Consider the following 12,309-nt stretch of genomic DNA (forward strand, 5'->3'; position numbering starts at 1 on the left):
AGTATTAGTTTTCAAATAATCACAACGATATATGCTGCCTAATAATTTGGAGTGATTAGTTAAAAAGATCTGATTCGTTTAACCAACAATGTATATCAACTATTTTCGTTGCATTTATTTATTAGATTCTACAAATTTAAAATTCCCCTCATATACATAAACTTATCTTAATGTGTATGAGGGATAAGCCCTACCTTTTCTTTATTTCTTTTTTACGATAAGATAAGCAATCATATAGTGAAGCTTGCTCTTTATATCGCGATTGTTCAAAATCAAATGCTCCGCCTGGGAAGAATCCTACTATACTTAAACCTGCTTCATCACATAGATGGCTAATCTCTTCTATTGTATAGCAACGTAAAGACTGTGTCACAATATCATTTGGATAATTAGGATTCCACCAATGATCTAACATTCTTTCATTTATACTATCATATTCATATTTTCGCATAGCTGAACTTAATGACATTTCTTGGCCACTTATCTTTTTCCAATACAATGGTTGATAAATATCAATAAGTGCACATCCTTCATCCAATCTTTAATCCTTTTTAGTAGAAACAATTGCTCATCATCTGTTCCTACACCAAATCCATCTAAATAACTTACTACATCAAATTCTTCCGAAATGTCAACTTGATAGAAATCACCATGGTGAATCGTAATATCCTTACTTGAATGATCCCTTGCAAATTCAACTAATTCTGTTACAAGTTCAACTGTAGTCATTTTTACATTCAACTTAGACATCGCTCTTGCAAATCCACCATTTCCTGCACCAAGTTCTAACATCGTTTGAAATGGATGGCCAACTTGTTCTTGAACTTCTTTAGCAACCTGCTCTAGCCAGTTTTCCGTATTTATATCATAATTCAACAGTTCAAATTGTTTTTTGTAAAATTCCTTCACATTTAATTCGTTCATTATTATTCTCCTCCTGCAATAGATTTTTCTACTACAGGTGAGCAACTAAATTTCTGATACCCATGAAAAATCCCCTTTAGTATTTCCCTATATTTAAAATTTATCAAAATAATAAGAATTTAAAAAGTATAAATTCAAAAAGCAGATAATGGATTATTCCACTATCTGCTTTCACATCATTCTATAGCTGCTTTTATTTTTCTTTTTGATACTCCACCCAATCACCAGAAATGATAACTTTCTTTAACATTTCTCTATCTTGAGCAACATACACATATGCATGTATTTCTTTATCAGCAAAATATACTGTTTGCGTTATCCGGTCATATAAATCACTCTCAGCATTACCTGTATATTCTTCAAGTTCATCTAATTTTTGCAAAACATCACTATTTACTTCATAAACTTCCCCATATACTTTTTCCTCGTTTGAACAAATCATTGCAGGATACCCTTCGTTTGTATCAAATAATTTGCCATACGTCCATGCTCCGTCTGCGATGCATGTTGCACCTTGCATATAATGAGCATTCGTTTGCTCTTTTCTTAACGTGCCATACACGAAAACATGATGCATATGTCCCTATCCCCTTTTTATTGCTCGTTACTTTCTAATTTGTAAATATGCACGAATCATAAAGTAACTCACTTCACCTGGAAGCTGTTCTTTAATAGATTTCAAACCACCTTCTGCATTTTGTACGGCAGTTTCAATAAGAGCTTCATACTCTGTTGGAACAAAGCTTTGCCATTCTACTTCCATACCATCTTCATGGCAACGGATTAAGTGGTTTTCAATCGTTTGTCTTGATAGACCTCTATCTTTCGCAATCTCATTTAAATCAATGCCTTGTTTATACATTTCATATGTTTCTATATGAGAATTCGCTGACGCTTTTCCTGATTTTTTACTCTCTGAAACAACTTCAGTCTTAATTGTTTCCGCATAGTTTGGGTTATCTTCAATAAAGTGCTGAACTGCTTGTAAGAAGTGAGACCCGTACTTCACAAGTTTGTGTTCTCCGATTCCTTTTACAGTTAGGAGTTCGGAGTCACTTTTTGGCATTTTCGCACACATATCTTTTAACGTTTGGTCAGAGAAAATAACGAACGGCGGTACCCCTTCTCCTTGCGCAATTTCTTTACGCACTTCACGAAGCACTTCAAATAAAGGATGGTCTTGAACAATTTGTCTCGTTTCTACTCGTTCTTTGCGTAAAACATTCTCTTTACCAAGTAATACTTCTTTTCCTTTTTCCGTTACTTTTAATGTCGGATACGTACCATGTTCAACTGCAATTAACTCATCTGAAATTAAAAACTCAATAAACTCACTGACTTCTTTCACACTACGGTTTGACAAAAGACCGTATGTTGGCAAAGTATGAAAATTAAATTCAATGACTTTCTTATTTTTAGATCCAGTTAATACTTGTGCAATCATTTGTTTTCCGAATCGTTGGTTCGTTCGAATCATACAAGATAGTACCATTTGTGATTCTCTCGTCACATCGATACTTTCACGGTCGTCCGTACAATTACCACAGCGGCCACAATCTTCCTTCGGCTCTTCTCCGAAGTATTGCAAAATAAATGATTGTAAACATTGTTCTGTATGACAGTAATCGGTCATATTTTGGAGTTTTTCAAGTTCGTTTGAAAAACGTGATTCTCCAGTTGATTGATCGATTAAAAAGCGTTGTACTTGCACATCTTGAGAAGAATATAACAAAATACATTCACTATCTAATCCGTCACGACCAGCACGTCCTGCTTCTTGATAGTAACTTTCCATATTTTTTGGCAGTTGATAATGAATAACGTAACGAATATTCGATTTATCAATCCCCATTCCAAACGCTGATGTCGCTACCATAACGCTGATTTCATCTCGTAAAAAGAGTTCTTGCTGTTCATTTCGGTCGTGATCGCTCATACCAGCATGATATTTCGATACCGAAACTCCTGCTTTCCCTAAATCTTCATATAACTGATCGACTACTTTTCTTGTAGCTGCATAAATAATCCCAGATTCCTTCTGATTTTGACGAATATAATCTGCTAAATACGCATTACGATCCTGTCCTTTAATTACTGAAAACGATAAGTTCTCGCGCTCGAACGTTGTCATAATTGTATTTTCTTGATTAATTTCAAGCGTGTTACAAATATCATCACGCACTTGTGGTGTCGCTGTTGCTGTTAATGCTAAAACGAGTGGTTTTTCTGGAAGATAATCTAATATGCGATGTATATGTAAATAACTCGGGCGGAAATCATGACCCCACTGCGAAATACAGTGCGCCTCATCAATCGCTATCATCGGGATTTTCATATCGATAAGTTGATCAACAAACTCCATAGAATCAAGACGCTCAGGCGCCACGTAAAGCAACTTGTAATGCCCTTGTTTCGCCAATTGAATTCGTTGATTCGCTTCTGTAATAGAAATAGAACTATTAATATATGTAGCGGAAATACCGTTTTGTATTAATGTATCTACTTGATCTTTCATAAGTGAAATCAAAGGTGAGATAACTAATGTCGTTCCTTCGAATACTAATGCGGGAATTTGATAACAAATTGACTTACCACCGCCCGTAGGCATAATACAAACTGTATCTTTCCCATCTAATACATTTTTAATTGTTTCATCTTGTCCTCTTCGGAATGACGAATAACCGAAATAAGACGCTAAAAGTTCTTGTGCTTTTGTAAACAAAAAAGAGTCACCTGCTTTTCTATATCTTTCATCTATTTCTATTATATCATCACTTATGCGTCATGAAAGTGCTGAATGAAAGAGTTATATATAATCTATCATCAAACTGATTCTCGCCATCCTTTTTCATTATTCTAAGTTTCTCTTCATTTTGGATATTAATTAGTATCGGTGTTTTAGTTGCTTTCTACGTTTTACAACATATAAAACACAAATCTAGTATACAAGAAGAAAGAATTTCAATATAAATATTCATTTTATTCGCCTTACTAGAATACTACTAATCGTATACATGTGAATTTGAGGAGGTTAAATTATGAAACGTAGTTACAATAGTTCCATCAAGCCTAAAGAGTCAAATGAAAAACTCCAATTTTCTAATAATGATGCGTGGAAATATGAATCATTTTATAAGTATCAGCCCTTATTTTCTTATAGCAAGCTTATGAATTTCCTTTCTCAACTTTTTAAACGTTAATACATGTGCCAAATATATATTATTCAAACAAATTTTCTCAACATATAACTTATAGACTTACTACAATACAGTTGTTACCATATATAATAATCTGTTAGATAAACCCCTTATGTTGACCTGCTTAAAATTAGCAGGTCTTTTTTATCCTTACATATTGCAATGTATGATATCCTGGCTGAAAAGTCTTTTCTCCATTTTAGAACCCTATTCCACTCTCCACAAATGATTATAATTCCAAAAAGCAAAATATAAATCCGCTACATTCATACAAGCAATTCATTTTTTCTCAATACACAAAGTGAATTTCATTTGTTATTATGAAGATACTCTAGATGAGTCTTTGCTCATCAACATTATCTAGTTAAAGGGGTCTGCCGCGGGAAGCAGATCCCTTTAACTTTATTAAAAATTATCCTTTTCATTTGGACGCATTTACCAGGTTATTTCGAAAGAATTTTATGCTAATATTACGTAGTCGAGTCCGACATCTCGGCAATACCCTTTTGAGGTCCTGCAATTTCCCTTGCAGGACCTCTATTATTTTAAAATTCTTTTGATTCGTATATATCATAAGTGTGTTTTTCATTCCCCTTCAACTTTCTCCTTTTCCAACTCTCAAAAAAACTCTTGGACACGTAACTTAAAAATAACGTTTATCATATTGTGAGATATACATGTTCAAAGGAGTGTAACTATTTATGTATACTTATTGGCAATCGTATTACTCCCCTTATCATATCACTAATGGAAACTTCGATTCATTTGTACGAAATTACCGAGTTAGTAAAAACGAAAACTTTTTAAAAGGATATATGCGTTCTTTATGGGAACAACACGTCACTTGGACGCGATTAGCCATTATAGGCATCATCTTTAACTTGCCAGACGTAAACGTTACTGTTGGACGTCTTCTACAAAATGCAACACATATGGGGCTTTCACTTGAACCATTCTACGGAGAAAATGCAGTAAAAAAATATAGTGCATTAATTAAAGACCACTTAGTAATTGCTGCTGATCTTGTTAAAGCTGCAAAAGCTGGCGATCAAAACGCAGCAGCCGCTATAGAAAAGAAGTGGTACTCTAATGGTGATGAAATTGTTGAATTTCTAACCAGTATCAACCCATATATAGAAAAAGAAGAATTTAGAAAAATGTTTTATGAGCATTTAGCGTTAACGAAAGCGGAAGCACTGGCCTTCCTAAATAAAGATTATGATGCCAGTGTAAAACTATACGATAAAATTGAAAAAGAAGCATTAGAAATGGCCGACATGATAACAGACGCAATCGTAAAACAATTTCCGCAAGTATTTCAATAATAATAAGCCGATTTGAAAAAACAAATCGGCTTATTTAGTTTTCTATCAATGATATTTCACCACTCCTCTTTACATTTAACGTATATCGATATATTTTATTAATATCCGTTTTTTATAGGAGGAAATAGTTTGATTAACGCCATTGGTCTCGTATTTATTCTCACAAATAAACACGAGAAAAAGAAGAAAGTTTATCTGAATGAAAAATTCGCATTAATAGACATTATTGATTCTAAGGAAGTATTTGATGATGAAGGTAACTCATTAGTAGAACTAACATGTAAATACAGTATATATTTAGATGAAAAATACTACTGTAAATCTCTCGATGATTATACTGGACAAGTATTCCCCTTCTTAAGCGCTAAAATAGGAAAGGGACTTCTTAGAAACTTAAATTATTACTTTTCTTACGTTGATGCCTATGATAAAAAACCACCTGTTAAAGAAATAAGACCTCTTATGAAACAAGTAACTAACAGATAGTGGACAGTATTCAAAAAGAAAGCACCTAACTTCAGATGCTTTCTTTTTTTGAATCAGTAACTCGCTAACTTTCATCTCCTTCTAAATATATGTACCCAAGCATACTTTAAAATAAAAACATTGGAGGATTAGGCTGAATGAAATATTCAGAATCAATCGTAAGTAAACGGCTTCGAAAACTTAGAACAGTTGGTGTATTTTTTATACTATTTTTAATCGCATGGCTTGGATATACAAAATTACTTTATGAAAACGGATTTCTTCAAGAAAAGAAAAATTCAGTTGAAGTAATGAATACTAGCATTACAGGAGAAATTGAAAACACTTTTCATGTAAACTTACAAGGTTATCGTAAAACGAGCCTTGATATCGTAATAGATGCAAGTAAAACCGATCCGAGTGAATTATCATTAATCGAAATTATTAACACATCTTGTTCTCAAGATTGCATAGGTGAACCTTCAACTTACGTAAAATCGAATCACGGATATATCTTTTATAAAGAAGCTAACGGTACCCATGTATCTTTAAAAATTAAAAAGCAAGATTCATGGGAAATAGAAAAAAAATCCGTTCAAAATGGAATTTAAAAGGTTCATACAAAAAAAGAGTACTTTACTTCAAAGTACTCTTTCAAAGAAAATTACCACTTACGGCATTTGTCATCATCGTTGTCACGTTTACGATTGCGACGGCAATCATCACAATCACAGTCACGTTTACGATTGCAACCACAATCATCAAAATCTCTGCGTCTACATCTACCAAACATTAAATCATCCCAAAATCTATTACAATCTCTACGTCTACAACCACAATTATTACACATGAATATGATTCCCCCTAATACATAATAGAATTCCTCATATTCTATGTTTAAAAGGATAAAATGGCTTGTTTACTAGTCTAATTAAAATGTATAAATGTGATGTAATTTGAATCAAATACTAATTCATGCCTATATTTCCTGCTGCCCTTCCACAGCCCCCTTCAACCTCTGCAACATATACCCAATCCCTCTAGATATGTAATGAGAAATGGCTATATTACACGGTTTATGGATGGGTTCGGTTTAACTAAGCGGATAAATTTATAGGATTTGCGACCAAAATGTGACCGCTATTCAAATAATAATTTGCTATTTGACATAATTATTTCCATTTTATTTTATATAAAGATTACTATACTAATCTAAAATTTCTGTGTTTACATTTTTTCTTTTTATCTCATAATTTTAATTTGGAAAAGGGACTCCACAGTAATTTCTCCTATTATATATAAATCATGTTTAGTTGAATTAGTTTGATTTTATAAGGAGCCGAAAACCTCTAAATGTTTATTTTATAATTACATAATTAATCCTAACATCTCCAAAAATTGATATAATGATACAGTTATTAATAGCCATTAGGGAGATATACAACATGAACTATACAAGTATGCCAAAAAGAATAGGTATGGTTAAGCGGACTCCATTCGCTTCGGTACCGAAGAAATTCAACGGTATTGGTAAGATTGTTAAAAAACAAACAAAAGTGGAGCGCCCTACATTAACCCAAGACGAACAAGAAATTATTGAAAACAAGTTATTATGTTCATTTCTTTCTGAAGAGAAGATGTTGATTACTTATTATAGAGATGGTCATTTACTTAATAGATATATGACTGTAACTGACATAAATCCGATAAAGAATTTAATAACTTGCACTGATGCATCTTATAACAGAATCTTCCTTAAATTTATAGATATAATTGATTTGAGATAAAAAACATACAGTTTTCCAAATATAACCGGGAATAAAAATGAAAGAATCTTGTATTCTAAGTTAAATACAGACAGAGCAAGAGTGTAATTTCTTATGAGAGTTAGCAAGATAAAGGCTGTTTGTTATGGTTATCGAATACAAACTCAATAGAGAGAGCAGAGGAAGCATTTAGATAATAGTTGAAGCCGTCCGATTAAGGACGGCTTCAACTATTATCTAACTTTGATATATTCATACCACCATTTACCACCTTGTCTAGTATCCATCCCCAACAGTTTCTCCCGTTAGAGCGTATAGGAATCCTACTTTACTTTTTAACTCTCCGTTATATCCTGCTGCGCTTCCACAGCACCCTTCAACTTCTGCAACATATACCCAATCCCTCTACATCCTTCTAACGGATATGTAATGATTTCTTCTGGATATAACTTCGTCACTACTTTTTTATGCTTCTTGCCTGCAAGTAAGACAATTTCATCAAACTGAAGTAAGTCTTTTTCAATCATCTGTTTTTGTAATTGTTCTATACTAATAATCTCATTACTCTTTGAATCAAATGCAAGATCATAGTTTTCCTTTACAATATCATTTGGTCTTAAAAATCCATGCTTTGCTGATAATATAACCCAGTTCTCGAAAAACTCAGTTGCATACGCCTGACATGCTTTTCCGAATGGACTAATATATACATCTTTTGCCTCTGCCTCTCCATACTCTGGGTACTTATCCCAAATTTTCTTCTTTCCGCATGGAATTATGCATAACCTTTTCATCGTTATTTCTTACCCCGCTTCTATATTTCTTATGAAATATCAATTTTTCAGTACATTTTTTTACAGAATACTATATACTAATCTTGAAAGATAAAATTACATTATCTTCTATATTTGGTTTAATTCCTTTTAGAACAGTCTATTAAGCATATGTATTATTACATAAACACACCGTACTAAAGTCACTTTCATACAGCATGCATACACCTCATCCTTTAGTGAATTTGTAAAGATTTCGTAAAATCAAGTACACTTAATCTCCCAATCGCTATTCAATAGTACAATATATAAATGTATTATAAAAAGGAGGTGAACAACTATGAAAAATATACTCCCAGCATTATTAGCTTATATTATTGTTTGTATCATCGCGATTATCATTCCAGCATCTGACGGCTATAATACTGTAGGTTGGAAATTCTTTGTTGGGCAAGCGTACGCAATACCTATTTTCATTATTGCTGCTATTATTACATTTTATATAAATAAGAAACGATCTTATGAATAAACGATAAGTAGGATAGCTATTGCTATCCTTTTTTATTTCCCATCTGTAATTTTATAATAAAAAAGGACAAGCAGCCACTCCGGCTACTTGTCCTTTCTGTTTATCCATACTCAATAATATTAAGCTTGGAATGTTTCTGTTAATACAGGAACGATTTGTTTTTTACGAGATACAACACCTTTTAAAGTAGCTGTGTTATTTTGTAATGTTACGTTGTATGCTTTCTCAACAACGTCTGTTGCTTTACCGATCGCAAGGCCAACAGAATCGTTAGTTAAGATGTCAGTTACAACGAATAAGAATAGGTCTAAACCTTTTTCTTCTACTACTGCAGAAATAACTTTTTCAAGTTCTGCTTGGTGTACAAGAACGTCGTTTGTATCAACAGCGTTTACTTGTGCGATTTCAACTTTCGCGTTACCCATTTGGAATTCTTTAGCGTCAAGGGAGATTAATTGCTCCATTGTTTTTCCGCTTAAGTCAGCACCAGCTTTTAACATTTCTAAGCCGTAGCTATCTGCATCTACACCAGCGATTTCCGCTAATTCACGAGCTGCTGCTACGTCTTGTTCTGTGCAAGTTGGAGATTTGAATAGTAAAGAATCTGAAATAATTGCAGATAACATTAAACCTGCAACTTCTTTACGAATTGCAACACCATTTTCTTTGTACATTTTGTTTAAGATTGTAGCTGTACAACCAACTGGCTCACAACGGTAGTATATAGGATCGCTTGTCTCAAAGTTAGCGATACGGTGATGGTCAATAACTTCTAACACACGAACAGATTCGATATCGTTAGCACTTTGTTGGCGTTCGTTATGGTCAACTAAAATAACGTTGTCCACTTCGTTTGCTACTGTCTCAACAAAACGCGGTCCTTCTACTTTAAAAGAGTCTAACGCAAATTGAGTTTCACCGCTGATTTCGCCTAAACGTACAGGCTCAGCATTCATTCCTAATTCTTTTTTCAATTCTGCATAAGCAATCGCAGAACAAATTGCATCTGTATCTGGGTTTTTATGCCCGAAAACTAGTACTTTTTCCATGTTTTCCACCTCTTCATGAAAAGGATATCTTAAAGAAGCAAATATGACAATATTTAAAGCGTATTTTTTTATAAATAATTGCAGTTTCTTCTATATTTTTCATCGTTTTCACAAAAAAAGACCATCTAAAATATTTTAGATGGTCAAAGGTTATCTTTTCGTTAAAATAAAGATGGAACTTGCACTACGTTATTAACTGCGAAATTGGCAAAGGCAGTCTAATTATCGAATAGCCCTCTTCCTCTCAGATTTGCGGAAACAGGCTCCTTTCCTATTTCACGTGCCCATATAGATAACTGGCCGATATGGTGGATTTCGTGGACAATGACATGACGTATTATCTCTCCGTGTGTACATTCAATGACTCGGCGCCTAATTGGTGCGTCTCTAGAGCTAATCGGTTCTTCATTGAAATCAGTTTCTGAAAGTTTCCGAGAATCCATTTCATTTGTCCAAGATGTCACAAATTGCTTCACTTTCTCATGGTATTGAGCTGAAAGATTTTTCACTTTTTGCAAGCTGGCATACTCTTCAAACAACGGCTCCTCAAGCACTGGTTCACCTCGCAAACCTAAGATCCACATATATTCCACATCTACAATGTGAAATAAGGTATGTAGGATACTGCCGAACCCACCGACCCGTTTCTTTAATAGTTCTTCATCCGGCATGTCTTCGCACAATGTAAACCAATCATCACGAACTTGCCAATTATATTGAAACAGTTTCAACATCACAGCAACCTCCATCTTTTAGATTAACATTTAATATTCACCAAAAGACTTCAAAATCCCTATTTAAGTATTAACTCTAAAAAACCTGTTAAAACCTTCTACAAACTGGCTCTTTAATTGAACATTCTAGATGAAGTTAAAGGGTCAAAAGAAAAACACTATTGTACAGGGTTTTATCAAACTTTATTTTAAATTATCAATCTTTTTTACAAATCAATACACAGACATAATAACAAATATGTCGTTTGAAATTATCTCCCTTTTTAAATAAAAAACTAAATCATTTTATAATAAATAACCGTTGCATCTAACTCACCATTCGGAGAAATTGCATACCCCGGTATTCTGCCGGATTCTTGATAATCTAATGACTTATACAATCTATTAGAAGGGTCTCCTTCTCTAGTATCTAAAACTAAAAGAGACCTATTTTCTTGCTTTGCTCTTTCTTCTGCTTTTTGCATAAGTGAACGTCCAATGCCATTACGTCTAAAGTTTGGATGAGTCATTAACTTACAAATTTCGGCTCTATGGGTCCCGTTAGGCTTTGTAACTAAATGTAATTGAACACTTCCTGCCATTTCATTGTTTATTTTAGCAACATACAATATCACTTCTGGTGCTAATACAGTTTGCCAATAATTTGTTGCTTCTTTTTGTTCCAGTGGAGGTAAAAAACCAATTGACGCCCCATCATCTACTACAGTTTTCAAAAGTTTAGAAAGCTCTTCAATATCATTTTCTAGTTGCTTAATTTCTTCAATTACTAAATTTTGCATTACTTTTCCCCCTTTTGTTTTTATTTTAACAATTTTTATAGCAGGAATAATTAAATATTAAGATGAAATTAATTAAGATACGATTTTTTAGAGAAAGGATCACTATATGAAATATATATTAGAAAGGAAATACGCAAGAGAATTACTGGATTGGGCATATAAACAAAACCCAGGTCCTTGGTTCGAACATTCAATTAATGTTGCCAATGCAACTGAAAAAATAATTGTAGAACTTATAAAAAATGGGTATGACTTAGATGTTGACATAGCATACAATGCCGCTCTCCTGCATGATATAGGAAGATATAAAGGTTTTACTAAATCTGTTATTCATTCCTATGATGGTTACCTGTATATGAATGATTTAGGGTATACAGGAAACGCCGTTATATGTGTGACGCATTCATTTCCTTGCAAAAATGAGCATATAGATATCGCAGCAGAGTGGAGCCTTGTTCCCGATTATATGGAAAGCCGGTTAATTGAAATATTGAATGAAAATAGTGACTATGACTTATACAATAAAGTAATTACTCTTTGCGACGCTCTCGCTGATGCGGATGGTTTTACTACGCTTGAAAGAAGATTGGTTTCTGTTGGTTTACGTCATGGCACAACCTCTCATACCTCTTTACATTGGAAAGGATTCTATACAATTAAGAATGAATTAGAATCTTTAATTGGGAAGAGCATATACACCCTTCTCCCTGATGTAGAGAAATCAATTTATAAGAATACAGAATATTAAAACAAACGCAACTTAAAAAC

The 12,309-nt window shown here is 33.4% G+C and carries 14 protein-coding genes and 1 pseudogene; 7 read left to right on the forward strand and 8 right to left on the reverse strand.

Annotated elements, in window-relative coordinates; all coding sequences use genetic code 11:
• Positions 1 to 190 precede the first annotated feature (190 nt).
• From JTF23_RS24940 to recQ, 3 genes and pseudogenes are all read right to left on the reverse strand, one after another.
• Positions 191 to 924, reverse strand: a pseudogene (locus JTF23_RS24940) (class I SAM-dependent methyltransferase).
• A gap of 193 nt (positions 925 to 1,117) precedes the next feature.
• Positions 1,118 to 1,501, reverse strand: coding sequence for a gamma-glutamylcyclotransferase family protein (locus tag JTF23_RS24945; RefSeq protein WP_204210021.1), 384 nt, complete (start codon positions 1,499 to 1,501; stop codon positions 1,118 to 1,120).
• A 27-nt stretch (positions 1,502 to 1,528) separates the two neighbouring features.
• A complete protein-coding gene (recQ, locus tag JTF23_RS24950) occupies positions 1,529 to 3,646 on the reverse strand; it encodes a DNA helicase RecQ (RefSeq protein WP_204210022.1) in 2,118 nt (705 codons plus the stop codon).
• Between the two features lie 316 nt (positions 3,647 to 3,962).
• Here recQ and JTF23_RS24955 point away from each other — a divergent pair, with 316 nt between their 5' ends.
• From JTF23_RS24955 to JTF23_RS24970, 4 genes are all read left to right on the forward strand, one after another.
• A complete protein-coding gene (locus JTF23_RS24955; RefSeq protein ID WP_087947399.1) occupies positions 3,963 to 4,124 on the forward strand; it encodes a hypothetical protein in 162 nt (53 codons plus the stop codon).
• Positions 4,125 to 4,822: 698 nt separating this feature from the next.
• A complete protein-coding gene (locus tag JTF23_RS24960; protein WP_204210023.1) occupies positions 4,823 to 5,446 on the forward strand; it encodes an acetylglutamate kinase in 624 nt (207 codons plus the stop codon).
• Between the two features lie 129 nt (positions 5,447 to 5,575).
• Positions 5,576 to 5,932, forward strand: coding sequence for a hypothetical protein (locus JTF23_RS24965; RefSeq protein ID WP_000606233.1), 357 nt, complete (start codon positions 5,576 to 5,578; stop codon positions 5,930 to 5,932).
• A gap of 137 nt (positions 5,933 to 6,069) precedes the next feature.
• Positions 6,070 to 6,522 (forward strand): hypothetical protein, encoded by a 453-nt coding sequence (locus JTF23_RS24970; RefSeq protein WP_204210024.1) that lies wholly within the window; start codon positions 6,070 to 6,072, stop codon positions 6,520 to 6,522.
• 53 nt (positions 6,523 to 6,575) lie between these two features.
• On the opposite strand, the gene JTF23_RS28015 is transcribed toward JTF23_RS24970, so the two are convergent.
• Positions 6,576 to 6,761, reverse strand: a complete 186-nt coding sequence (locus JTF23_RS28015; protein ID WP_246908014.1) for a hypothetical protein — start codon at positions 6,759 to 6,761, stop codon at positions 6,576 to 6,578.
• A gap of 595 nt (positions 6,762 to 7,356) precedes the next feature.
• On the opposite strand from JTF23_RS28015, the gene JTF23_RS24975 reads away from it, so the two are divergent.
• Positions 7,357 to 7,698 carry a YolD-like family protein gene (locus JTF23_RS24975; protein WP_002110308.1) on the forward strand — a complete coding sequence of 114 codons (342 nt, stop codon included), beginning with the start codon at positions 7,357 to 7,359 and terminating at the stop codon, positions 7,696 to 7,698.
• 314 nt (positions 7,699 to 8,012) lie between these two features.
• Here JTF23_RS24975 and JTF23_RS24980 read toward each other — a convergent pair whose 3' ends face one another.
• The gene (locus JTF23_RS24980; protein ID WP_204210025.1) at positions 8,013 to 8,471 is read right to left on the reverse strand and encodes a DUF6884 domain-containing protein; all 459 of its coding nucleotides are present in this window, start codon (positions 8,469 to 8,471) and stop codon (positions 8,013 to 8,015) included.
• A gap of 319 nt (positions 8,472 to 8,790) precedes the next feature.
• On the opposite strand from JTF23_RS24980, the gene JTF23_RS24985 reads away from it, so the two are divergent.
• Complete coding sequence (locus tag JTF23_RS24985) at positions 8,791 to 8,979, forward strand: DUF4017 family protein (protein ID WP_000789863.1); 189 nt, start codon at positions 8,791 to 8,793, stop codon at positions 8,977 to 8,979.
• Positions 8,980 to 9,098: 119 nt separating this feature from the next.
• Here the strand turns inward: JTF23_RS24985 and ppaC are convergent, their stop codons facing one another.
• The 3 genes from ppaC to JTF23_RS25000 form a co-directional block, all read right to left on the reverse strand.
• Positions 9,099 to 10,028, reverse strand: coding sequence for a manganese-dependent inorganic pyrophosphatase (gene ppaC, locus JTF23_RS24990; RefSeq protein WP_002110312.1), 930 nt, complete (start codon positions 10,026 to 10,028; stop codon positions 9,099 to 9,101).
• A gap of 218 nt (positions 10,029 to 10,246) precedes the next feature.
• Complete coding sequence (locus JTF23_RS24995) at positions 10,247 to 10,762, reverse strand: DinB family protein (protein ID WP_204210026.1); 516 nt, start codon at positions 10,760 to 10,762, stop codon at positions 10,247 to 10,249.
• 275 nt (positions 10,763 to 11,037) lie between these two features.
• The gene (locus JTF23_RS25000) at positions 11,038 to 11,541 is read right to left on the reverse strand and encodes a GNAT family N-acetyltransferase (protein WP_204210027.1); all 504 of its coding nucleotides are present in this window, start codon (positions 11,539 to 11,541) and stop codon (positions 11,038 to 11,040) included.
• Positions 11,542 to 11,647: 106 nt separating this feature from the next.
• Between JTF23_RS25000 and JTF23_RS25005 the strand changes: the two genes are divergently transcribed.
• A complete protein-coding gene (locus tag JTF23_RS25005) occupies positions 11,648 to 12,289 on the forward strand; it encodes an HD domain-containing protein (protein ID WP_204210028.1) in 642 nt (213 codons plus the stop codon).
• Positions 12,290 to 12,309: the final 20 nt, after the last annotated feature.

It is taken from the genome of Bacillus sp. RIT 809 (assembly GCF_016892495.1).
GTDB classification, from domain to species: Bacteria; Bacillota; Bacilli; order Bacillales; family Bacillaceae_G; genus Bacillus_A; species Bacillus_A cereus_U.

Excerpts from the sequence above, each read along its gene's own strand:
- JTF23_RS24945 (WP_204210021.1), bottom strand. The coding sequence starts at position 1,501 with ATGCATCATGTTTTCGTGTATGGCACGTTAAGAAAAGAGCAAACGAAT.
- JTF23_RS24955 (WP_087947399.1), top strand. The coding sequence starts at position 3,963 with ATGAAACGTAGTTACAATAGTTCCATCAAGCCTAAAGAGTCAAATGAA.
- JTF23_RS24960 (WP_204210023.1), top strand. The coding sequence starts at position 4,823 with ATGTATACTTATTGGCAATCGTATTACTCCCCTTATCATATCACTAAT.
- JTF23_RS24970 (WP_204210024.1), top strand. The coding sequence starts at position 6,070 with ATGAAATATTCAGAATCAATCGTAAGTAAACGGCTTCGAAAACTTAGA.
- JTF23_RS28015 (WP_246908014.1), bottom strand. The coding sequence starts at position 6,761 with ATGTGTAATAATTGTGGTTGTAGACGTAGAGATTGTAATAGATTTTGG.
- JTF23_RS24975 (WP_002110308.1), top strand. The coding sequence starts at position 7,357 with ATGAACTATACAAGTATGCCAAAAAGAATAGGTATGGTTAAGCGGACT.
- JTF23_RS24980 (WP_204210025.1), bottom strand. The coding sequence starts at position 8,471 with ATGAAAAGGTTATGCATAATTCCATGCGGAAAGAAGAAAATTTGGGAT.
- JTF23_RS24985 (WP_000789863.1), top strand. The coding sequence starts at position 8,791 with ATGAAAAATATACTCCCAGCATTATTAGCTTATATTATTGTTTGTATC.
- ppaC (WP_002110312.1), bottom strand. The coding sequence starts at position 10,028 with ATGGAAAAAGTACTAGTTTTCGGGCATAAAAACCCAGATACAGATGCA.
- JTF23_RS24995 (WP_204210026.1), bottom strand. The coding sequence starts at position 10,762 with ATGTTGAAACTGTTTCAATATAATTGGCAAGTTCGTGATGATTGGTTT.
- JTF23_RS25000 (WP_204210027.1), bottom strand. The coding sequence starts at position 11,541 with ATGCAAAATTTAGTAATTGAAGAAATTAAGCAACTAGAAAATGATATT.
- JTF23_RS25005 (WP_204210028.1), top strand. The coding sequence starts at position 11,648 with ATGAAATATATATTAGAAAGGAAATACGCAAGAGAATTACTGGATTGG.